At 44.0% G+C, this 21,451-nt stretch carries 19 protein-coding genes and 1 tRNA gene; 15 read left to right on the forward strand and 5 right to left on the reverse strand.

Going from position 1 to position 21,451, the window contains the following annotated elements:
* Positions 1–23 precede the first annotated feature (23 nt).
* Entirely contained in the window at positions 24–1,781 is a 1,758-nt protein-coding gene (gene ilvB / locus B2089_RS06595) for a biosynthetic-type acetolactate synthase large subunit (protein ID WP_296322458.1), read from the forward strand.
* A gap of 36 nt (positions 1,782–1,817) precedes the next feature.
* Here the strand turns inward: ilvB and B2089_RS06600 are convergent.
* The 3 genes from B2089_RS06600 to B2089_RS06610 all read right to left on the reverse strand — a co-directional run bounded on the left by B2089_RS06600 (position 1,818) and on the right by B2089_RS06610 (position 4,897).
* Positions 1,818–1,890 (reverse strand) — tRNA-Val (locus B2089_RS06600).
* Positions 1,891–1,960: 70 nt separating this feature from the next.
* The gene (locus tag B2089_RS06605; RefSeq protein ID WP_296322455.1) at positions 1,961–2,764 is read right to left on the reverse strand and encodes a late competence development ComFB family protein; all 804 of its coding nucleotides are present in this window, start codon (positions 2,762–2,764) and stop codon (positions 1,961–1,963) included.
* A 105-nt stretch (positions 2,765–2,869) separates the two neighbouring features.
* Positions 2,870–4,897: an aconitate hydratase gene (locus tag B2089_RS06610; RefSeq protein ID WP_296686435.1), complete on the reverse strand. Its 2,028-nt coding sequence runs from the start codon at positions 4,895–4,897 to the stop codon at positions 2,870–2,872.
* A 186-nt stretch (positions 4,898–5,083) separates the two neighbouring features.
* On the opposite strand from B2089_RS06610, the gene B2089_RS06615 reads away from it, so the two are divergent.
* The 11 genes from B2089_RS06615 to B2089_RS06665 are packed head-to-tail and all read left to right on the forward strand — an operon-like array spanning position 5,084 to position 15,162.
* Positions 5,084–5,752, forward strand: a complete 669-nt coding sequence (locus tag B2089_RS06615) for a hypothetical protein (protein WP_296322450.1) — start codon at positions 5,084–5,086, stop codon at positions 5,750–5,752.
* Entirely contained in the window at positions 5,739–6,566 is an 828-nt protein-coding gene (locus tag B2089_RS06620; protein ID WP_296322446.1) for a hypothetical protein, read from the forward strand. Before B2089_RS06615 ends, B2089_RS06620 begins: the two co-directional genes overlap by 14 nt.
* Before the next feature lie 60 nt (positions 6,567–6,626).
* On the forward strand, positions 6,627–7,109 hold the full coding sequence (locus B2089_RS06625) for a divergent PAP2 family protein (RefSeq protein WP_296322443.1): 483 nt from the start codon (positions 6,627–6,629) through the stop codon (positions 7,107–7,109).
* A 29-nt stretch (positions 7,110–7,138) separates the two neighbouring features.
* A complete protein-coding gene (locus tag B2089_RS06630) occupies positions 7,139–8,533 on the forward strand; it encodes a hypothetical protein (protein WP_296322441.1) in 1,395 nt (464 codons plus the stop codon).
* Positions 8,517–9,848: a 4Fe-4S dicluster domain-containing protein gene (locus B2089_RS06635; protein WP_296322438.1), complete on the forward strand. Its 1,332-nt coding sequence runs from the start codon at positions 8,517–8,519 to the stop codon at positions 9,846–9,848. Before B2089_RS06630 ends, B2089_RS06635 begins: the two co-directional genes overlap by 17 nt.
* Positions 9,838–10,917, forward strand: coding sequence for an RnfABCDGE type electron transport complex subunit D (locus B2089_RS06640; protein ID WP_296322435.1), 1,080 nt, complete (start codon positions 9,838–9,840; stop codon positions 10,915–10,917). The genes B2089_RS06635 and B2089_RS06640 overlap by 11 nt, the downstream gene beginning before the upstream one ends.
* Positions 10,910–11,398: a hypothetical protein gene (locus B2089_RS06645; RefSeq protein ID WP_296322433.1), complete on the forward strand. Its 489-nt coding sequence runs from the start codon at positions 10,910–10,912 to the stop codon at positions 11,396–11,398. Before B2089_RS06640 ends, B2089_RS06645 begins: the two co-directional genes overlap by 8 nt.
* 10 nt (positions 11,399–11,408) lie before the next feature.
* On the forward strand, positions 11,409–12,047 hold the full coding sequence (locus tag B2089_RS06650) for a hypothetical protein (protein ID WP_296322430.1): 639 nt from the start codon (positions 11,409–11,411) through the stop codon (positions 12,045–12,047).
* 2 nt (positions 12,048–12,049) lie between these two features.
* A complete protein-coding gene (locus tag B2089_RS06655; RefSeq protein WP_296322427.1) occupies positions 12,050–12,616 on the forward strand; it encodes a hypothetical protein in 567 nt (188 codons plus the stop codon).
* On the forward strand, positions 12,613–13,155 hold the full coding sequence (locus B2089_RS06660) for a 4Fe-4S dicluster domain-containing protein (protein ID WP_296322425.1): 543 nt from the start codon (positions 12,613–12,615) through the stop codon (positions 13,153–13,155). Before B2089_RS06655 ends, B2089_RS06660 begins: the two co-directional genes overlap by 4 nt.
* Positions 13,156–13,161: 6 nt before the next feature.
* The gene (locus tag B2089_RS06665) at positions 13,162–15,162 is read left to right on the forward strand and encodes an alpha-amylase/4-alpha-glucanotransferase domain-containing protein (RefSeq protein WP_296322422.1); all 2,001 of its coding nucleotides are present in this window, start codon (positions 13,162–13,164) and stop codon (positions 15,160–15,162) included.
* Positions 15,163–15,179: 17 nt separating this feature from the next.
* Here B2089_RS06665 and B2089_RS06670 read toward each other — a convergent pair whose 3' ends face one another.
* Both B2089_RS06670 and flgG read right to left on the reverse strand, forming a co-directional pair.
* The gene (locus tag B2089_RS06670; RefSeq protein WP_296322418.1) at positions 15,180–15,716 is read right to left on the reverse strand and encodes a rod-binding protein; all 537 of its coding nucleotides are present in this window, start codon (positions 15,714–15,716) and stop codon (positions 15,180–15,182) included.
* 96 nt (positions 15,717–15,812) lie between these two features.
* Positions 15,813–16,607: a flagellar basal-body rod protein FlgG gene (gene flgG, locus B2089_RS06675; protein ID WP_296322415.1), complete on the reverse strand. Its 795-nt coding sequence runs from the start codon at positions 16,605–16,607 to the stop codon at positions 15,813–15,815.
* 167 nt (positions 16,608–16,774) lie between these two features.
* Between flgG and B2089_RS06680 the strand changes: the two genes are divergently transcribed.
* The 3 genes from B2089_RS06680 to B2089_RS06690 all read left to right on the forward strand — a co-directional run bounded on the left by B2089_RS06680 (position 16,775) and on the right by B2089_RS06690 (position 21,401).
* Entirely contained in the window at positions 16,775–18,853 is a 2,079-nt protein-coding gene (locus B2089_RS06680) for a methyl-accepting chemotaxis protein (RefSeq protein ID WP_296322412.1), read from the forward strand.
* 27 nt (positions 18,854–18,880) lie between these two features.
* A complete protein-coding gene (murC, locus tag B2089_RS06685; protein WP_296322408.1) occupies positions 18,881–20,356 on the forward strand; it encodes a UDP-N-acetylmuramate--L-alanine ligase in 1,476 nt (491 codons plus the stop codon).
* 73 nt (positions 20,357–20,429) lie between these two features.
* Positions 20,430–21,401 carry a hypothetical protein gene (locus B2089_RS06690; RefSeq protein ID WP_296322405.1) on the forward strand — a complete coding sequence of 324 codons (972 nt, stop codon included), beginning with the start codon at positions 20,430–20,432 and terminating at the stop codon, positions 21,399–21,401.
* Positions 21,402–21,451 lie beyond the last annotated feature (50 nt).

Consider the following 21,451-nt stretch of genomic DNA (forward strand, 5'->3'; position numbering starts at 1 on the left):
CTAATCAGTTAAGGAAGGCTTCTATGGCACTGTTGACCGGTTCTCAGATTATCATCAATCTCTTGCGGCAGAACGGAATTGATGTCGTCTTTGGTCTTCCCGGCGGAATGATTCTTCCCCTTTACAACGAACTTTTTGTCTCAAATTTCAAGCATGTTCTTGTCCGTCAGGAACAGGCGGCGGGCTTTATGGCTCAGGGGGTTGCCCGCGTTACTGGTAAGGCTGCTGTCTGTATGGCAACTTCAGGCCCCGGAGCCATGAATCTTCTTACGGCAGTTGCCGATGCCCGAGGTGATTCAATTCCTCTTGTGGCTTTCACCGGTCAGGTAAACACAAATCTTATCGGAACTGACGCTTTTCAGGAGGCTGACACTTTCGGTCTTTCTTTCCCAATAACAAAACACTCTGTCATGGTCAAAAGCGCCAGGGAGCTTCTTACTGCTGTTCCCCTTGCTTTTGCAATCGCAGAGAGCGGCCGACCGGGGCCTGTTTTAATCGATGTTCCCCGCAATGTTCAGACTGAGCTTTGTGAAGTTCCGTCAGATTTTGACACATCTTTCAAGCGTATTTATGATGAATATGTATCTCATGCAGTGCGCAATAAAACAAAAGATTCAGAAATTCCTTCTGTCATCGATAATATTGTCGCTTCTCTCGCCAAGGCAAAAAATTCGATTTTGTATGTGGGCGGCGGCTGTAATTCTCCTGAGGCCGGCGAAAAAATCGCCGAATTCCTCAAGATTTACGATATTCCGGTAATTTCAAGCCTCATGGGCTTGGGTGTCGTTCCCCGTTCTTGTCCTTCTTTCCTCGGCATGGTGGGTATGCACGGCACATTCACCGCAGGTAAGGCCGCCTATGATTCAGATTTAGTTATTGCTGCAGGAAGTCGTTTTGATGATCGCGCAGCAGGCGTACCTGATGGCTTCTGCCCAAATGCCAAAATAATTCACATTGACATCGATGCGGCTGAAATAAATAAAATCCTTCCTTCATATATAAGTTTTGTCGGAAGTACGGTTGATGCTTTTTCACAGTTGAATTCCGCCCTTAAAAAAGCTGATTTGTCAGAATTTAAGAATGAGCGGGCAAAATGGCTTTCTTCTTGCATTGAGCTTAAAAATCAGGAGAAAATCCAGCTTGAAATGTCCTGCGCAGCGGCAGATTGCTGCGGAGCGAAAACTTGCGGCAAGAAGGGCGGGGCAAATTACCGTAATCCACGGGAATTTATCGCCTCCCTTCCGTCTGGAAATGATATTATCGTTACAACTGATGTAGGCCAGCACCAGATGTGGGCCGCCCAGTATTTTGACGTTCAGCGACCACGGCAGTTTTTAACATCAGGCTCTCTGGGAACTATGGGCTTTGGTCTTCCCGCGGCTTTGGGAGCGGCTTTTGCCGAGCCAGACAAGCGAATCGTCTGTATCTCTGGTGACGGCTCAATCCTTATGAACATTCAGGAACTTGCCACAATGGCAGAGAATAATCTTAATGTCACAGTTATCGTCCTTGAAAACGGAGCTTTGGGCATGGTTCGACAGCAGCAGGAATATCTCTTCGACAAGCACTATTCTGCAAGCACTTTTGCCTCAAACCCGGATTTGCTAAAAATCGCAGAGGGCTTCGGAATTAGGTCTGTTGACGCGGACGCGGATCCTGACTGGCAGAAAAAGGCTTTTGATGTAAAAGGCCCTGTCTTCGTGCGGACGAAAATCGCCCGCTGCGAGAATGTCCTTCCTTTCGTTAAAGGCGGAAGCCTCAACATCGAATCCCTTAGGTAAAATAAAAAAACTCAAGGCTGACCTTGAGTTTGAAAGTGGGCAGTGAGAGACTCGAACTCCCGACAACCTGGGTGTAAACCAGGGGCTCTACCAACTGAGCTAACTGCCCGAAGAATGGAGTCATTTTATCAGAATAGGGAATTTGCGTCAATCGGTAAAATTCCTATTCTGATATAAATCTACTTCTTTTTTGAAGCCTTTTTCTTTGCAGATTTTTTTGTAGGCTTTGGCTTTTTTTCGCTTGCTTCTTCCTTGCTTGACTCTGCTTTTTCGCCTTCTTCGAAAACTTCGCGTTTAAAGAGAACCACATCACGGATTTTGATTGAACAGGCCGTATTCAGTTCTGTTTTTGTGCTTGGATCGCTGATAATCGGCACATCAAAATAGTGGTATGATTTTTCGTAGCCTTCCGCATCGATTTCGACTTCAAACTCGAATTTGCGGCTTTCTCCTGATTTTTCGGCAGGAATAGGCCTTGCCCAGAAAGTGAAAGCCCCTTTAGTACTCTGGAAAGTCTGGGTTGGGTTTGCCCAAGTCATATCGACCATATCCACTGGCTTTCCGTCGAGTTTGAGAAGAATTTTTGCCCCGGAAATAGGCTCAAAGGTGCTTCCGTCAAGGAGGGTGCCTGTAAAAGTGGGAAAGTTGAAACTAGGGTTCTCTTCGAGATGAACTTCACATTCTTCCCTAGGGAGTGAATGGAAGGGGCGTTTTGTTGATGAGATAACGCGCATACCGTCCATTGCTACCGCAGAAATATCGGCTATGAGCTGATGGTCAGCAAAAATTTCGTTTGAATGAGTGACGCCACGGCCTGAGACTACATATCGTGGTGGAATTCTATTTAAAACATAACTTATTGTGTCAAGGCGGCAATTCTTACAATCACAAGTTAGCCAAGGTGCACTGCTTTTTTTGACTTGCTCATAGAGCGCATTTACTTCTGCCGTGACTAAGTCTTCCATCATGTTGTGTACATTCATAAAACATTCTCCAAAAAAAAGGTGTGCCCGAACAGAACACACCTTATTATAATTCATAAATTCTTTATAAGCAAATGAATTTATAGAGTATTTGGAGATTTTACCTTAGTTTCCGCCCTTTCGCGTGTAGGCAGCCAAGCCACCAGCCATGATGATTTTTGCTGAGCGGGCAGCTATGTCGTTCACACACTCAATCTCGGTCTTGCCGTTGATGAGGACTTTGAACGGCTTTCCGTTTTTGAGGGAATCGTCAAGGTCTTTGAGCTCAAGGGTATCTCCCTGCTGGATTTTGTCGTAGTCAGCCGGGTTTGCGAAAGTCATGGGTATGATGCCGTAGTTTATGAGGTTTGCCTTGTGGATTCGTGCAAAACTCTTTGTGATTACGGCACGAACTCCCAGGTACATAGGTCCGAGGGCTGCGTGCTCGCGGCTTGAACCCTGTCCGTAGTTTTCGCCGCCCACAACACAGCAGTCAGCGAATTTTGCTTCTTCGCTCCTGGTGTAGAAAGTTTCGTCCAGACGGGCCAGGGTGAATTTTGAAATCTCAGGAATGTTGCTTCGTAATGGAAGAACTTTTGCTCCGGCCGGCATGATGTCGTCGGTTGAGACATTGTCGCTTGCCTTGAGGCGGACCGGGAGGGAGAGATTTGACTTGTATTCACGGCAGGCAGGGCAGGGCTTGATGTTAGGTCCGCGAAGGATTTCGACTTTGCTAGCCTCGCTTTCAGGAAGCGGCGGGATAACCATGGCACGGTTTGTTGCGCAGTTTAAGACCATTGGGCTAGACAATCGAGGATCGTTTCCGTCAAGCATTGAGATTCTGACTCCTGTCTTGTAAGCCGGGTCTTCATAGCTCAAAGTTTCTGCTTCTGTGAAGACTCCTGTTACGGCTGCTGCTGCGGCTGTCTCAGGCGAAACGAGATATACATTTGCGTCGGCGGTACCGCTTCGGCCCTTGAAGTTACGGTTGAATGTTCGGAGAGTTACGCCCTCGCTGTTGGGAGCAAAGCCCTGGCCGATACAAGGACCGCAGGCAGATTCAAGGATGCGGAAACCAGCTTCGATTAAGTCCTCAAGGATTCCGGCTTTGCTTGCCATAAGAAGGGTAGTGCGGCTTCCCGGTGCGATTCCGGCCTCAACTCCTGGTGCTATGTGCTTTCCTTTTACGATTGCGGCAACAGATTCAAGGTCATCAAGAGAAGAGTTTGTGCAGCTTCCGATTACGACCTGGGTGACTTTTTTGCCGGCGAGGTTTTTAACGCTGTCGATTACATCAGGATTGTGAGGGCAGGCTGCCAGTGCGTGAAGCTCGTCCAGATTGATTTCAATCAATTTGTCATATTCGGCTCCCTCATCGGCCTTCTGCTCGCTCCAGTCGCTTCCCCGTCCCATTGACTCAAGGAAGCGCTTTGTAGAGGCGTCTGACGGGAAGATAGAGCAGGTGGCTCCAAGCTCCGCGCCCATGTTTGTAATTGTGGCTCTCTGGGGAACAGTGAGTTTTTCAACGCCCTCACCGAAGTATTCGTAGATTGCGCCTGTTCCGCCCTTTACGGTTTCGCGGCGGAGAACTTCAAGGATGATGTCCTTGGCACCGACGCCTTTCTTTAATTTGCCGGTGAGCTTTACGCCGAAGATTTTTGGCATGGGTGTGTGGAAAGCGCCTCCGCCCATAGCCACGGCCACATCAAGGCCGCCCGCACCGATTGCAATCATGCCGATTCCGCCGCCAGTGGGTGTGTGGCTGTCAGAGCCGAGAAGTGTTTTGCCCGGTTTTCCGAAAGACTCCAGGTGAACCTGATGGCAGATACCGTTACCCGGTCGGGAGAAATAAAGTCCGTATTTTGCTGCCACTGACTGCAAGTATCGGTGGTCGTCCATGTTCTTGAAGTCGGTCTGCAAGGTGTTGTGGTCGATGTATGAAACTGAAAGCTCTGTCTTTACGCGGGGAATTCCGATTGTCTCGAACTGTAAGTAAGCCATTGTTCCCGTAGCGTCCTGAGTGAGCGTCTGGTCAATGTGAATCGCGATGTCCTCGCCTCGTGGAATTGGTTTTCCCTTTTTGAAATCGATGTTGGGGCAGGCTTCTGGAACTATGTGTTCCTGCAAGATTTTTTCGGCAAGCGTAAGAGCCATTGTGTACCTCTAAAATTGAAAATATATACGAGGATTGTATGATAAATACTAATCCTTTTCAAGTTTTCCATCTTCGTTGACATGCCATGCAATTGTTTGCTGCGAATTCAATTAAAGAGGACGGAAAAATCTTTTCTTTGCCAGTTTTTTACTTCAAATCAGCCGATATATAAGGTATACTGAATTATGCGTCGCCTGTTGTTGACTTTGCATTTCATTTTTCTCTTGTTTTTTTTCTTCGCCTGCTCAAATAATTTGTCGGAGAATGACGGGTATGATGAGAATTCTACGCTTCGCTATCTTGCAAATGAACTAGACTCTGCGACCTTGTGGACTGAAGAACTTGAGGCTGAAAGGCTTACAGTCTCCGTTTCCTCTGTCGAAGGAATTTCTGCTCGTTTGAATCTTTCGCCTCTTATTGTGCTGGCAAGCCTTCCTTCCGGTTCAAGTAAAATTTTCCCCACGCTCGGCTCTTTCGGTTCTCTCGACACCAGCCTGATTTCAAAGCCTCTCCGTAGTATGCTTACATCATTTTCAGAAAGTATCGCCAGAAATGAAGATGCTGATTCTTTTTTTGAAAAAGAATGCCTTTATTCGCTGGCGATTTTTTATTCTGATTTTGAGAGGATTTTTTCTTCTTGCTTTGATTTTAATGATTCTTCCAAAAAACAGTTTTTCTCAAAATTCGTGTTGGGAGAACCTTTTTTAGATGGTGTTTATTATGAAGTTCCAATTAAGTTTTTTGCACCGGAGGCGACCTTAACCCTCTGCGTTTTTTGTTTCGAGAAGGCTGGTAACTGGCAGATTGACCAAGTTCAAATAGCCGATTGGGAGATTCTCAATGGAAAAAAATGAACTCACCGGCATTGAGAGACAGCTTGTGCTCGAATATCTAATGGATGGCAACGCTCCTCTTACCCTGTCTCTTCAAAATGAAAATCTCCCGGAAAAAAAATCGGAATCCCTTTCCGTGACTTTCCCGGTAGCTCTTCGCTCCGAACAAATGAAAGTGCTAGGTGAGGGGATTATTCTTCTTAGAAATACTGGAAGTGCGGTAGAGTCTTTTTTTGGGAAAAATGTCAGGGTTCAGTTTTATTTTAACAAACTTGCCCTTTATTTTGACACAAGGGTTCAGCGTGCTTCGACCGGACTTGCCCTTGTGATTCCTTCTGTAATCCACAAGCTTCCTGATGAGATTCCTGAAAGCCGCTCAGGATTTTCTGTTACTGTGTACTATGAGTCTTCTGCGCAGAATGGCATGAATAAGAGTCAGAAGACGGATATTCTCTGTGATTTTGATGAAAATTACCCCCTGTTTACAAAAAATGATTATAAAAAGGTCGTTCAGAGATATCTTTCGGAGAAAAACGCGGAAAAAAACGAGAATATTGCCGAGCGGATTCACGCACCTAAGGTTATTTATGTTGATTCTTCAAGGATTGTCTTTGCCGCAAAAAAAACTGATATGCCGCTTGCTTCCGGCTGTGAATATGCCCTTCTTCTTTGTTTTCCTATTACGGGGCCCATTAAGCAAAGAAAAGTCTATGTCTCCTGTGTCGTTGATGATATGTTCGAAAGTTATGAGAGGGATAAGCTTTGCGCCTGTGCAAAAATATCTTCAATCCGGGAAGAGGATGTCCGCTTCTTAGATGATAAAATGCAACAATGAATACAGTGATTTTTTCTTATATTATAGACTAAAACAAAACAGACTGATAAAATAAATTCCATGTTATCAAATGCAGGATTGCACTTACAGACCTTATTTTCTAGTCCCGTTTTTTTAGCATGTGTGTTCAGTTGGTTGTGCGCGCAATTCATCAAGGCTATTATCAAGCTTTTTTCGGGGAATGTTCACAGTTTGTCGGAGCTCTTTGAGCTTCTTTTTTGGAGAACAGGGAGTATGCCGTCAAGCCATTCTTCAATAACGGCCTGTCTTTGTACAACAATCGGTTACCGTTCCGGCATTGATTCTGATGTTTTTATTCTTGCCTGCGTTTTTTATCTTGTTACGATTCGTGATGCGGTCGGTGTGCGCCGGGCCAATGGAATGCAGGCTCGCCGCCTCAACGAAATAGGCGAACTCCTTAAAGAAAAGGGCATGTTGGAGAATTACAAAAAACTAAAGGAAGTAAATGGTCACTCTCCGATGGAAGCCTTTGTCGGAAGTCTTCTTGGTTTTTTCATCGGAATTGCCTTCTGCGTGCTGTAAATTAAATTTGGGTGGGGATAAGCTTAAAAATGAAATTTGAGTCGAAACATATCATTCCGATTGTCATTTCTGTAATAAGTCTTTTTTTGCTCTGTCAGTTTCGTTCTCTTCCGGTAAGTCAGTTTTGGAAGGGCTACCGTGTGCTTTATGTTTACACGGAAGAACTTACTGAACCTGATATCCTCGCTATCCTTGAGAAAAACGGCTGCTCTTCTGTCATCTCTTATGGACGCCAGCGTCTTCCGATTGTTTCTTCTATTTCGCCAGTTCAGGTTCAGGATGAGAATTCCTACATTTATCGTCGTTCTGCTTTTTTTACCGACAGAGCGCAAAAGGCTCAGGTCTTTTATATTCCAGAAAATCAAAGTAGCCAGCTTGACCGCTCGATCCGGGAATTGGCGGCTTTTAAGTCTACGAATGCCGGCACGGACGGCAAAAGTTCCTTTCCCTGGATTGCTCCGGTTATCTGTCTTCTTTTCTTTGTGCTTCTTGTCTTTTTTTCAAACGAAAGAATTCTCTTCACGGCTGGAACTGCATTTTTTGTCATTCTGGCATTTTCCCGCCCCTTGTACACGGTCTCTGCTGCCTCGTCTTTCTATTTATTCGCTTTCTTTATTTTCCATAGAATCTGGGGACGCAAGGATTTTTTGAAAATCGCCATGAACAGTCCCGCGATTTTGTTGTTTTCGATTTTTCCTGTGCTGGGGCTTTTGCTTTCTTCTCCCTTGCATTCTCTTTTTTATATTATTGCGGCCGCTGGAGCGGTCAGCCTTGTATACCTTTACTCGCTTTTTGAGCAGGAGCGAGAGGCCCGCTATCCGTTCAAGCCTCTTCTCATCAGAAGTGCGCGTATGATTCCCCTGTTCGGCCGGCTTGGAATCCGCCTGCTTGGCGCCCTTCTTGTTTCTCTCTGCATTCTCTCTTTCTGCTTTAAGCTTTCTGGTAATGTGTCATCGATTGCCTCTTCAGCGACAATGCCATCCCTTCCTGCTCCTGTAAGTCGGGGAGATTCTGAAATTGTTCAGTTGTCTGATTTTATTTCCTGGACTTGGAATTCGGTTACTTTCCCCTACAGAAAAATCGGTGATTTTGAATGGAAAGAACCTTCTGAAGGTGAGGTTGTCTCAATTACAGATTACCGCGAAGAGAACGGCAGGATCCTTGCCGCAAATAATCCGGCTTTCGTTTATAATTCTGAATTCCGGGAATCAATTTATAAAGCCGTTGAAAAACTTGAGTATCCTGCCCTTGAGAAGATGATGCTTAGACAAGGGAAAAATGCCCGTTTTGGCTATGCCCGCAATGCCTCATCGTCTTCATCGGAGAGGTTTGGCTTGATTTTGCTCCTTATTTTCATTGCAGTTCCAGCCGCATTTGGAATCCATTACATTATGGGAAGAAAACGCTATGGTCTCAGCATCTAATTTTATTTCTGTCGATAAAGATTTGCTTTCCTCTTCAGTGAACGGCTTTCTGCCAAAAGTAGCCGTAATTCCGCTTTCTGAGGATGATACGGAAGGTCTCGAAGTTCTCGTTCGTGAAGGCGACCGTGTAAAAGAAGGTGATGTCATTGCAAAAACTAAAGGTTTGCATATCCACTCTTCTGTGCCTGGAATCGTACAAAAAATAAAGCAGATGCAGTACAGTAACGGAAAGCAGGGCTTGTGTGCCTTTGTTGCCCTGAACGGTGCTTTCTCATATCTTGGAAAAAAATCTGTAGCTCAGGAATGGCAGTCCTATGAATCTCAGACGATTCTTTTTCTCCTGCGTGAAGCCGGAGTGGTGAATTCCTTCGGAAAACTGATTCCGATTGCCACGCAAATAAAAAAGACAAAAAATGCAAATAGTTCTGCTGTCGTTGTTCGGCTTTTTGACTGTGACCCAAGTTTTGTCACAGAGTCTTTTATGGCCTCTAATTATCTCGCCGAAGTCCTTGAGGGCACTGGCATTATAGCGCGCGCTTTCGGCGTAAAATCTGTGATTCTCGCATATTCTGTCACCGATAAGAATAATTTAAAAGACAGAATCGATTCTTTGCTTGCAGAAAGAGCATTTGCTCTTTTCGGTGCGGACACTGACTTTTCTTGCATAGGAATTGATACGAAAAAGTACCCTGCAGGGACAATGCATGATATAACGGCTGCTGTCAAAAAGGCAAATAAATCTGAATCTGTCGAAAAACTTGGTAAAAAAGATTTGTTTGTCGATTCTTGTACTTCCTTGAATGCCTATAATGCTGTTGCGCTCCGCAAACCGCTTGTATCGACTTTCGTGCATGTGACAGGAGATTGTTTGAATTCTGCGGCTATGCTTAATGTTCGCGTTGGAACTCCGCTTAGAGATATAGTGGAGCAGTGTGGCGGCTTTAAGCGGGAACTTTCAAAAATCATCATCAACGGAATTGTTTCTGGAAAGGCGGTAAGCAGTCTTGATATTCCTGTGAGCAGGGGAATGAAGTCCGTGGAGTTTGTTCCTGCCCGTCAAGTTACTTTTCAGTGCGGAGAGAATTGCGTTCGCTGCGGAAACTGTCGCAAAATCTGTCCGGTTCATTTGTGGCCCGGAAATTTATTCAGAATTGCTCATCTTTCCAGTCTTGAAAACGCATGCGAAGCCGACAAAAATGCCTATAAGTCTGTAATTTTGTGCAGCGAGTGCGGATTGTGTAACGCGGTATGTTCGTCACGGCTTCCGCTTGTCCAGACCATTTCAATCTTAAAGGATTCTTACCATGAAGAATAACGAACATCTTTATTCATCCGTTTTTTTAAGTCCCTTCTCTTATTTGCGGCCATCCGTAAGAACAGAGGCTTATATCGTTCTTTCATTGCTTCTTCTTCAGCTTGTGATGCTTTTTGTTACAAAGAGTTTTGCATCAGTAGGAATTGTCTTGTCTTCTTTGCTGGCTTCTTATGCGGTGGATTTTATCAATAAAGAAAAAAATTACCGCAGTTCTTTTGTCATAATGGCAAGCTCAATTCGCGGTCTTATGATAGGACTTATGCTTCCGTCGGGATTTCCTCCCTTGGCGGTCTTTTTTGTCAGTTTTTCCGTTCTGTTTTTCAATAAATATACGCTCGGCGGATTTGCGAATTCTTGGGTGAATCCTGTCGCACTTACGGTTGCAGTTTGCTGGTTTATCGGAACTAGTTTTTTCCCTTCTTTTGAGATTCCTTTTGAAACCTTGCAATCAAAGAATATTGCCTTGTCTCTTATAAAAAACGGAACTTTCCCGCTTAATTCTTTTGATGTTGCTGTCACTAATTTTTTGAACAAAAGGCTTTTCGCATTTTTTGGAGTTTCTATTCCTGAAGGTTATTTTTCTCTCTTATGGGATTCACACGCAAATATTCCCGCATTCCGTTTTAATCTGCTCACATTGCTTTCATCGATTATTTTACTGGGAACTGATGTCTTGCCTGCGATTATTCCCGGTGTTTTCTTGCTGACTTATGGACTCCTGGTAAAAGTTGCCCTGCCTTTTTTCTATAGCGGAACTGTTTTTCAGGGCGATGTAATCCTTGCCTTGCTTTCAAGCGGAACACTTTTCTGTACATTCTTTATGCTTCAGTGGCATGGTACGACACCTTTCACAAATCGAGGAAAAACATTATACGGACTTTTTGCCGGAATTCTTGCCTTTTTTATTCTTGGAATCGGGCTTTCACCGGCAGGCTATGTCTTTATCATTCTTGTCACCAATATTTTTTCTCTTTTTGTCCAAAGCGTTGAGAATCATTTCTTCAAAGAATATACGGCTTCTGTCTTGCTGGAGCAGGCAAAGGCTGTAAGGGAGGGATTCGATGCATAAATTTAATATCAAAGCCGAAACGAAAAAAAATCTTATTGTTTTTTCCACTTTTTTCGGAATCATCATCGCCTTTACTGTTCTCCTTGTTATTTTCACTTTAATCGCGCGGAATTCATGGAAGAATGGGCTTGCCATAGAAATGCAGAGAGTTCTTGATTCATACCCGGAGGCTACATACACTGTGAGCCGAAACCTTCAGTTAGATTCTGCCCTTTCCTCAAATGTCGCAGTTTATTCTTTGCTTAAAAAAGATGAAAGAAAGAATCAAATGTACTACGGCATAATAGTCCGTATTCCTTCATTGCTGGGGCCTTTGCCTGCAGTGTTCATTTATAATGAAAATTCCGGAGTTTCTTTTGTCGGGTATGCAATTGATAATGGAAAAGCAGAGGCGATTGTTGAAAAGCAAATTTCCAGCACTATTATGAATTACTGGGAAGACATGATACCTAAAATCATAAAGAAAACTTCGTCGTACTAAGGAAAGACTGATGATTGACAATAAAAAAATCTATTTGTATATCGCAACGAATCTCGCACTTTTGATACCTGTTCCAGGCCGTTTTGCTTACGCCCTGATTCTCCTTGTTATTTTTAATATTCAGACGGCATGTATGACTCTTATTTTCCACGGAATTTATCATGTTAATCTGGCGAATATGCGGAATGCGATTCTTTCACTCGCTGTTATTGCGATTACCATTTTCTGCAAGCAACTTCTGGTGATTTTTTGTCCTGTCGCAGCTCTTACTTTGGGATATTGCATATTTCTTCCGGCGCTGGCATCTGTAATCATTGAATTTTTCTTTTTGAATTATGATTACGGACTCAAAAATCATCTTCGCTCAAACATGAAAAAATCTTACTTTATTACACTTTTTGCCCTTGTTTTTTTCCTCATCCGTGACATTTTTGGTTATGGAACGCTTACATTTCCTGGCTGGAAGCATTTGATTGTAATTCATTTTCCCTACAATACGAATTCGGCCTACGCCAGTTCATTTATAGCTACTATTCCAGGAAGTTTGGTTCTTATTTCGGCTCTTCTGGCTTTGTACATTTTCTTGTTGCGTAAACTTCGTATATTTGCGAATTCTCCGGTAAATCACTTTGGCGAGGAGTTGCGATAATTATGTTTGCTACCATTATATATTACCTTTTGTCTGCTTCTGCGGTTCTTTTTTACGGTATTGGCATAAACAAATCAATTTCCCATGATGATTCTTTTTCTTCCTCTTTTTTGACTTGCTTTAAGTCAGTTTTTGCCGCATCTTCTACGACCTCGGTGAGTTATCTTTTGATAAACTGGCTTCTTGTTCCGGTCAATTTAACAGAGCTTTTTCCTTTTGTGGCGACTTTGATTTTTATTCTTTTTTCAACTCTTACGGAAATATTTATCGGGGTGGGAATTCGTCAGTCTCCTATAGATTTTTCAATTCCTCTTCTCAGCGTATTCCTCGCTCTTTTTGAGGGAATTTCACTTGGTTCCGCCGTGATAATTTCAGCTACAAGCATCGTTTCCTTTTATCTTATGGTTTTGGTTTTCCATTGTGTGCGTCAGAGAGTCAGTTTTTATACGGTCGAGGGCGGATTAAAGATTTATTGCGTATTCCTTTTGTGCCTTGCCGTTGTGATGATCGCAATCTGCGGTGTTAATGTCTCTTGGTTTAATTTGTATCTTGGAGGTGGTGCGAAATGATTTTATCTCTTTTCTTTCTTTTTCTTATGCTTTTGCTTATTTCAGGTGCTATTTTCTACCTTTTTTGTTTTTTCCTTCCTGCTTTGCGCCTTAAATACGAGGGAATCTCAAATATGCTTTCGACAGAGCTGCATTTTTCTTCGGACTTGGACTATCCCACTGTTGAGCCTGATTTTGAAAAAGTCGCTGTGGTAGAAAAGCCTTCAAATCTTGACTTGCAGAAGCGGCTGATTTACAAAGGTGAGAAAAATTGCCGTCTCCTTTTTGATATTTATTCATCAGAGTATAAGTCAAGCAAAGTCTGTATTGGCTACGGCGATTGTGTAAAAGTTTGTCCTCAGCAGGCTATTTCTGTCCGCGATAACTGGGCAGAAATTTCTCCGGCCTGCAATGGTTGCGGAAAATGTCTCTCTTATTGTCCTGTGAATTTGATTCGCCTTGAGCCTTATGTGAAAAAAAATGAGGAAGTTAATAAAAAAGGGTTTAAATTCTGGAGCGTATGGTATAAACTCTTGGGTGGTGGGATAAAGGTTTATTAGTTTTTTATGAAAGTTCTGAACATTTGTTTTTATGTAACAGGAACCTCATCTATCCTTTCTCATCAAGATGATTTCGAGCAAAAATACCAGCATATCTATAAAGATATTGTTTCTTTTTTGTTTGAGCAGAAAAATGCCTGTTTTTCTATTTCTCTGTCAGGGCAGTTGCTTTCATGGATAGGTCGCGAGCATTCAGAATTCACCCAGTTGCTTTCAAAACTTTCCAGCCAAAAACAAGCTGAGCTCCTTGGCGGTGGCTATTACAATCCTTTGTTCCCGCTTCTTTTTTCACAGGACAGGACTGGTCAGATTGAGCTTATGACATCGGAACTTCGCCGTTATATCGGCAAGCGCCCCCGCGGAATGACCGTCTCTCACTCTATTTGGGACAATAACCTTATTCCTTGTTTTCAGTCATGCGGAATGGAATATGTTTTTTTGGACAGTTCTCTCATTCCCAAAGAAAAACAAAGTTATCTTCCGCTTTTGGTGACAGAGCAGGGGAAAAGCCTTTCCGTGATAGCTGTGAGCCGCGAATTTATTCCGAATATGCTTATCGCGCCGAGGGAATATTTGCGCAATCTTTTTGATACGGTGAATTATCTCACGAAAGATGATTCATACAATATGCTTACTGAAGAGCGGGTCGTTGCGATTAAAATTGATGAGAATCAGTTTAAGAAGCTTTATGAATCAAAATGGCTTTCTAAACTTTTTTCTGCCGTTCAGGAATTCTTCCCGGATTCTATAAAAATCACTACGCCTTTGGAATTTTTACATCGTTCCGAAACAAGAATTCCTTCGTATATTCCAGCAGGAATTCAAAGTGATGTAGCGAAATGGGCAAAACGCCCCTACGAAGAGTCAACAGGAATACCATTTTTCCAGCCAACGATTTTTGATTTTTTGCTCACATATCCGCAGAACAAAGCCCTCTACAACAGAATGCTCTATATTTCTTTGCTTATAAATCAGTGTAAAGGAGATAAGATTCGAAAAAAGGTTGCCCGCGAGAAATTATGGGTTGCTCAGAGCGGTGAGGCTTATGTCTGTGACCCGGACGGTGTTTTTGCAAACAGCGCTGTCCGCCAGCTTGCATACAGAAATCTTACTGAAGCAGAAAAACTTGTCCGCGAAGCGCAGAACGGTGATTTTAAGGAAACTGTTTCAAGCTATGACTATAACGGCGACGGTTTTAATGAATATATCTGTGCAATGAAACAGTACAATGCTTGTATTTCTCCAAATGGAGCGCAGATTTCTGAACTTGATATTATTCACAATACTGGAAATTATGCTGATTCTCCCAGCCGAATCAAGCAATTTGACAAAGTAGACGACAAATATCATCGTGGAATTTTTATCGACCATCTTTTCTCATTGGATGAATTCTCTGATTATCGGCGTGGTGCTCCCACAGGGAACGGTGTTTTTTCTCAGGTTATTTTCCGTCAGCTTGATTTTGATGCTCACCGTCATGAAATAAAGTTTTCAGGAACTGGCACTTATTCTCCGATTCAGGCTTCTATCACCCTTATAAAAAAATATATTGCGAATTCAACTGGCTTTACTATTCAGTACATTCTAAAAAATGACAGTCCCTTCGATCTAAAGGGTGTTTTTGTAGTTGAATCGAATTATGCTCAGACTGATTTTTCTTCCGTTAAGGCAAATTCTTACAGGGTCGCGCTAATTTCTGCCGATGAAAAAAATGAAATAGAAATGAAGGATTCGCCGCGTTTTACAAAAAGAGTCACCGATATCCAGATTACAGATGCGTCAAATGATATTTCATTTGTCTACACTCCGAATGATCCTTGTGATTTTGTTTGTATGCCCATTATTTTCCGACGACCTTCAACATCAAACGATACTCCGACTGTCTCTGGAAATGTTTTTGTGGCTTCCTTGTGCTGGAATATTGAGCTTGAGGCAGGGAAGGAAATCGAAAAGAATATTACTTACACGATTACCATTCCCAAAAAACGAAGCAAGAAAAAGGCTTAAAAATACTCCGCTGAACTTCAGGCTTCGATTCCGCCCTGAGAAAGCTGGAGATACATCTGGTCTGCCAGGCCGAATCCCGCATTTTTGGTCATCATCGTGGCATACTCGTCGTAGAGCATATCCTCGTACATGTTTTTTGCGTAGCTTGATTCGCCGTCCGCTTTCATCACGGTTTTTCTCATTGATGAGAGCATCATTTTGACCACATAAGATTCCATCTCAAGGGATTTTTCGTAGAGTTTTGATGTCCGGTCGATTTCTCTTGGTGCGACATGGGGATTTGCCTGATTTGCGGCGGCTCCCTGAGGCAGGGCGTGTTTGTCGCTTTCGGCCATGAAGCTTCCTGTAAAGCCTGATGTCCAGTCTCCGTTCAAGCGGCCGTCATAAGAAGTTTGTGAGGAAGAAAGATTTTTACCGACTCCGGCATTTTCGTTTTTAGCGAGGGATTTAGCCTCATTCACAAGGGCGTCGAATTTTCCCTTTTCAGAAGAAATCTTAGCGCTAAGAGAAGCGCCTTCGCCTTTAGTAATTGCCGAAATACCGCCGATTGTCATATTAAATCCCCTTCATTTTTTGACGCAGATTCACACAGATACACGCGGATATATATAATCTGTGTTCATCTGCGTTTATCCGCGTCTAAATTCTAATTATCTCTTAAGATTTACTGCCGTTGAGAGCATTGAGTCTGTGGTCTGGATGGCCTTTGAGTTGAACTCGTAGGCTCTCTGGGCAACAATCATCTGAACCATTTCGTTTACTACGCTTACATTCGACATTTCGACGAATTTGTGCTTGGTTACGCCGAAGCCCTCAAAGCCCGGCCGGCCCGCGATTGCCTCGCCTGAAGCGTTCGTAACCTTGAAAAGATTGTCGCCGACGGCTTCAAGCCCCGCGTTGTTAGGGAAGCGGTAAAGCTCAAGCTGGGCTACATCCACAGGGTCGTCCTGACCGAAAATCTTCACTGAGACGCGGCCTGTGTCGTCAATGGTAAGGGTGTGAATGTCGTAGCCTTCCGGCATGATTACCTCAGGCTGAACGCGGAGTCCGTTTGAAGTGACCAGCTGACCGTTCATGTCGATTTTGAAAGTGCCGTCTCTTGTGTAGGCGTAGCTTCCGTCATACTGCATTACGCGGAAAAATCCGTCGCCTACGACAGCTACATCAGTGTCAACGCCTGTGGCCTGGAGAGAACCTTGTGAGAAGACGCGCTGGGTTGCCGCGACTTTCGTACCCGCACCCTGCTGGATTCCGACCGGGGTAACGGTATCTTCTGTCGCCGGAGTTCCCGCCAGTTTCACATTCTGATAGATAAGATCTTCGAACTCAACTCGCTGCTGTTTGAATCCAGTTGTGTTGACATTTGAGAGGTTGTTTGAAATCGTGTCAAGATTCTGCTGCTGACCGTTCATACCTGTTGCTGCTGTCCAAAGACTTCTTACCATATTTTTCTCCATTCCACGCTCATGGCGTTTGTTCTGATATTATGATTATCGGAATGTGAAAGAGAAATTTAACGGTGAATTTTTGAATTCCTCTATTTTTTATATCCTTTACTTTTTTACTTAATATGTTAGAATGTGCAATGAAAAATTTATCTGTTGAGGTGCGTATGAAAAAGAAAAATTTATCCCTTAGGTTTGGAATACGGCTTGGAGTTGAGATTGTTGTCTTAATCTCAGTATTAGCTTTTGCTACGATATTAGCAGTGCGAAAGGGTACTGAAAAAACTTATATTTCTTCTACTACAGAACTGATTCAGGCGGAGGTTCAGGGCTTGAGTTATCGTAATTCAAAATTCATGCAACAGCTCCGCATGTACACTATGGCAGATCCTGTTCAGTTTGGTGAGGGAAAAGAGGCTTTGGTAAAGTGGATTGTTGCCCACCGTAAAATCCGCAGCTCTGATTTTAAAGAAATAGCCTTCTGTGATTATGAGACGGGAATCGCTACAAATGATGAGGGCGAGACTAGTGATGTTTCTGGCACGGAATATTTTCAGTTCATGAAGAACGGCGGAAAATCCCAGTATATAAGTAATCCTGTCGGAACAAGCAATGAAGATGCGGCCTATTATGTCTGCAAGTCAGTGAGCATTAATAAAAAGGCAATCGGCTTTATTGCTGGAGCTGTTTCTCATTCCCGTCTGTCAGAAGCTATTGACGCAATTAAAGTGGGCGAGAACGGCTATGCTATTCTGCTTGCCGGGGACGGAACTATTATGTCCTTCCCAAATCACGAAATAGTCATGAGGGAAAATTTTACCCGGATTAATGCCGAATATAAGGGTCTTCCGGAAATTGCCAGGTCGATGGTTGCCGGTGAAAGCGGAACCGGCTGGGTTTATGCTCCGTCAGGTGATGAGCTTATGGTCTACTCGCCTGTAAACGGCACTCCCTGGAGCATGGCGATTTGCGTTCCTTCTGCTCAGGTTTATGAGACAAGCCGTTCCCTTGCATTTATCATGTTTGCTTTTGCCCTGGGAATTGCCCTTGTTTTGATTTTGACATCTGGAATTTCCGTCTACCGCATGTTAAAGCCTCTCCGTATCCTCGACAAGAATCTTAACGGAATCGCTTCTGGAAACGCAGACCTTACCCAGCGAATCAAAGTTCATTCAAATGATGATATCGGTTCTGTTTCTGGCGGATTCAACACTTTCGTCGAAAAATTGCAGAATATCATGAAGGATGTTAAGTCTTCCCGAAATGATTTGAGTGAGGCGGGAAGTGAGATGCAGGAGGGAATTGCGGAAAATACCCGTTCTGTTTCTGATATTCTTGCCAATATCGACAGCGTACAGAATCAAATCGGTCATCAGTCGGCCAGCGTTGACGAGACGGCAGGGGCTGTGAACGAAATCGCCTCAAATATTGAGTCATTGGAGCGCATGATTGATACCCAGTCCCGCGGTGTGAGCGAGGCTTCAACGGCAGTAGAAGAGATGATTGGAAATATCTCAAGCGTCAATCAGTCTGTGGCTAAAATGGCCAACTCATTTGAAATGCTTGAAAACCGGGCAAAAACCGGAAACGAAAAACAGAACGAAATGAGCGAGCGAATCGTAGAGATTGAACGGCAGTCTGTCATGCTGCAGGAAGCAAATGCGGCAATCGCAACAATCGCCGAGCAGACAAACCTTCTGGCCATGAATGCGGCTATCGAAGCGGCTCACGCAGGCGAGGCGGGCAAGGGCTTTTCTGTCGTCGCCGATGAAATCCGCAAGCTTTCTGAAACCAGTGCAGTCCAGTCAAAGACAATTGGCGATCAGCTGAACAAAATCAAGGCTTCTATCGAATCAGTGGTTTCTGCCTCAGAGGAGACCAGTGCGACCTTCACTTCTGTCTCAGACGGCATTAAAGAAACCGACCAGCTGGTGCGCCAGATTAAGAGTGCCATGGAAGAGCAGCAGGAAGGCAGCAAGCAGATTGTGGACGCCCTCCGCAACATGAGTGACAGCACGGCCGAAGTCAAAACGGCAAGCGCGGAAATGAGCGAGGGCAATAAGCAGATTCTTGAGGAAGTCCGCCGCTTAAAGGACGCTACAGGAGTCATGAAAGACAGCGTCATGCTCATGAGTTCAAGCGCAATAAAAATCCGCGAAACAGGTAGCGCATTGGGCTCGATTTCTGATAAAATGAAGCAGTCAATCAGTCAAATCGGAAATCAAATCGATAATTTCCAGGTTTAAAAATAAACCACAGGAAGTAGGAAAAAAATGGCAGAATATAAGTTCCCAAGTGAATTTTCGGGAGTTCATTTTCATTTTGTCGGAATCAAGGGCACGGGAATGGTCGCCCTTGTTGAGATTTTACATGCCCGCGGGGCCGTCATCACTGGAAGCGATGTCTCAGAGCGTTTTTACACGGACGAAATTCTTGAAAAGGTGGGAATTTCAGCCCTGCCTTTCTCAGAGAAGAACATCACCGACAGCGTGCAGTTCGTGATTTACTCAAGCGCCTATTCGGTGGAAAAAAATCCCGACCTTATCGAGGCAAAAAAGCGCGGTTTGCCCATGATGCTTTATTCTGAAGCCTTGGGAGCGGTGAGCAGCACTTCTTATTCCTGCGGTGTTTGCGGCGTTCACGGAAAAACCACCACCACCGGCTTGGTCGGCACTCTCTTAAAAGAACTTCCCCTGAATTCTCAGGTTCTGGCAGGCTCTATTATCAAGAGCTTCGGGGATTCCTGCGTTATGACAAAAGGACACGAGTATTTTGTGGCCGAGACCTGTGAGTATCAGAGGCATTTCATGGCCTTTGAGCCAAAAAAAATCATTCTTACCAGCGTTGAGAGCGACCATCAGGATTATTATCCAACTTACGAGGATATACGCTCGGCTTTCGTTGACTATATCTGCAAATTGCCTCAGGGCGGGCAGGTCATTTACTGTGCCGATGACATGGGAGCCTGTCAGGCAATTTCTCTGGCAAAAGAAAAACGAAGCGACATACTTGCCATTCCTTACGGCGAAAAGGCAGAGGGCGATTACAAGCTCACTTTCGGCCGGGTCGAGAACGGCAGCCATTATTTTACGCTTGCGGCTTTAGGCGAGTGTGCGATTTGCGTTCCCGGCGACCACAATGTTCGTAACGCGGCGGCGGCTCTGGCTCTCTCATGTGAGCTTTTAAAGAGCGCGGGCAAAAATCCAAAAGACTATATCGAAGACTTAAAGCGCGGTCTTAGAAATTTTGCCGGCGGAAAGAGGCGCAGTGAAATAGTCGGTCGGGCAAAGACTCCTCTCGGTCAGGATGTGATTTTCATTGACGATTACGGCCACCATCCCACGGCCATAAAAACGACTCTTGCAGGTTTTAAGGAATTTTACAAGAATCACAAAATAATCGTGGATTTCATGAGCCACACATACACGAGAACGGCTGCTTTGCTTGAGGAATTCGCCTCATCTTTTGATTCTGCTGATAAAGTCATTATCAACAAGATTTACGGAAGCGCAAGGGAAGACGCCAGCGCGGCAAAAGTCACCGGAGAGATTCTGGCAGACCATGCCAAAAAATATCACGGCGATGTCACTTATGCCGGTGAATTCGATCAGGCGGTGGAAGTCGGTCTTTCTTTCCTGTCTGCCCCCAGCGGAAAAGATTTCCCTGACGGCTATGTCTTCGTGACTATGGGAGCCGGCGACAACTGGAAGGTGGGTGAAAAAATTCTGAAAAAACTTCAAAATAAGTGATTTTTATTGAAATATGAAAAATATCAATTATAATGTGCTTATAAATGAAAATTCCTTACAGAAAGGAGATACTATGAAAATCGTAAAAAAAATATTTGTTTCTGCCGTCTTGTTCGCGGCATTTACTTCTTATTCATTTGCTGATTCTGCGTCAGACTATGCAGCTGAGTATAATCCTTCCTATATCGCTGTCTTTAATTCAGGACTTACGGATTTTTCTGAGAATCTTGCCCTTGCAGTTCCACAGGCCGCCGTTCAGCAGAATGTTTATGCGGATGCCTTCATAGGTAAATTGTTTCCGGCAGTTCCTCCTCATTTTGCCTTTGGTATTAACGCAGGCGCAACCCACTTGAATACGGAAGGGCTTGCAAAAGCCGCCGATAAGCTGGGAATCAGCGGAGTCAAAAATTCTTATTTTTTTCCTGTTTTGAATGCAGATATTCGTGTTGGCGGAGCGATACTTCCATTTGATGTCGGTCTTTCCTTCATGACTTTGGATATTAACAACATCAGTTTTTCAGATGTTGATGTAGGGGTTGAATTCTTTACGATTGCCGCTGATGTCCGATACGCTCTCATTGAAGACGGGCTTGTTACACCAGGACTTTCCATAGGATTGGGATATTCCTACAATAAAGGCGCTTTCTCTGTAAGTCAGGATAATGCAGAGGCGAGTGTTGATTATGATGTTCAGACTTTGTATGGTCAGATTCAAGTTTCAAAAGCCTTTAATATTCCTGTTGCGCGAATTGGTTTTACTCCTTTCTTGGGCTTCCGGGGAATCGTCTCTAAATACAGCAACGACTGGAGCTGGAAATTCAAAGGTGATTATCTAACAGAAATCAGTAGTACAGCCTATCCCACTTCAGGAAAGGGAACTGTATCATCTGATAACTTCGGAGGATTTCAGCCTCAGATTTATGGCGGTCTTGGCTTCAATTTTGTATTCATGCAGCTTACCGCAAGTGCCTGTGCCGACCTTCGCCATCTTGGAGGTGACACAAGCATTTGGAGTGGAGCTTTGAGCCTTCGCTTCAAGATGTAGTTTTAATTGTATATTCTCTAAAACTGTGTCATAATGAGCCATGTCGGAGT

This window comes from Treponema sp. UBA3813, from assembly GCA_002368605.1.
Lineage (GTDB): Bacteria > Spirochaetota > Spirochaetia > Treponematales > Treponemataceae > Treponema_D.

What these genes read in the sequence shown, in the direction of transcription:
- ilvB (WP_296322458.1), top strand. Translation starts at nt 24, where the DNA reads ATGGCACTGTTGACCGGTTCTCAGATTATCATCAATCTCTTGCGGCAG.
- B2089_RS06605 (WP_296322455.1), bottom strand. Translation starts at nt 2,764, where the DNA reads ATGAATGTACACAACATGATGGAAGACTTAGTCACGGCAGAAGTAAAT.
- B2089_RS06610 (WP_296686435.1), bottom strand. Translation starts at nt 4,897, where the DNA reads ATGGCTCTTACGCTTGCCGAAAAAATCTTGCAGGAACACATAGTTCCA.
- B2089_RS06615 (WP_296322450.1), top strand. Translation starts at nt 5,084, where the DNA reads ATGCGTCGCCTGTTGTTGACTTTGCATTTCATTTTTCTCTTGTTTTTT.
- B2089_RS06620 (WP_296322446.1), top strand. Translation starts at nt 5,739, where the DNA reads ATGGAAAAAAATGAACTCACCGGCATTGAGAGACAGCTTGTGCTCGAA.
- B2089_RS06625 (WP_296322443.1), top strand. Translation starts at nt 6,627, where the DNA reads ATGTTATCAAATGCAGGATTGCACTTACAGACCTTATTTTCTAGTCCC.
- B2089_RS06630 (WP_296322441.1), top strand. Translation starts at nt 7,139, where the DNA reads ATGAAATTTGAGTCGAAACATATCATTCCGATTGTCATTTCTGTAATA.
- B2089_RS06635 (WP_296322438.1), top strand. Translation starts at nt 8,517, where the DNA reads ATGGTCTCAGCATCTAATTTTATTTCTGTCGATAAAGATTTGCTTTCC.
- B2089_RS06640 (WP_296322435.1), top strand. Translation starts at nt 9,838, where the DNA reads ATGAAGAATAACGAACATCTTTATTCATCCGTTTTTTTAAGTCCCTTC.
- B2089_RS06645 (WP_296322433.1), top strand. Translation starts at nt 10,910, where the DNA reads ATGCATAAATTTAATATCAAAGCCGAAACGAAAAAAAATCTTATTGTT.
- B2089_RS06650 (WP_296322430.1), top strand. Translation starts at nt 11,409, where the DNA reads ATGATTGACAATAAAAAAATCTATTTGTATATCGCAACGAATCTCGCA.
- B2089_RS06655 (WP_296322427.1), top strand. Translation starts at nt 12,050, where the DNA reads ATGTTTGCTACCATTATATATTACCTTTTGTCTGCTTCTGCGGTTCTT.
- B2089_RS06660 (WP_296322425.1), top strand. Translation starts at nt 12,613, where the DNA reads ATGATTTTATCTCTTTTCTTTCTTTTTCTTATGCTTTTGCTTATTTCA.
- B2089_RS06665 (WP_296322422.1), top strand. Translation starts at nt 13,162, where the DNA reads ATGAAAGTTCTGAACATTTGTTTTTATGTAACAGGAACCTCATCTATC.
- B2089_RS06670 (WP_296322418.1), bottom strand. Translation starts at nt 15,716, where the DNA reads ATGACAATCGGCGGTATTTCGGCAATTACTAAAGGCGAAGGCGCTTCT.
- flgG (WP_296322415.1), bottom strand. Translation starts at nt 16,607, where the DNA reads ATGGTAAGAAGTCTTTGGACAGCAGCAACAGGTATGAACGGTCAGCAG.
- B2089_RS06680 (WP_296322412.1), top strand. Translation starts at nt 16,775, where the DNA reads ATGAAAAAGAAAAATTTATCCCTTAGGTTTGGAATACGGCTTGGAGTT.
- murC (WP_296322408.1), top strand. Translation starts at nt 18,881, where the DNA reads ATGGCAGAATATAAGTTCCCAAGTGAATTTTCGGGAGTTCATTTTCAT.
- B2089_RS06690 (WP_296322405.1), top strand. Translation starts at nt 20,430, where the DNA reads ATGAAAATCGTAAAAAAAATATTTGTTTCTGCCGTCTTGTTCGCGGCA.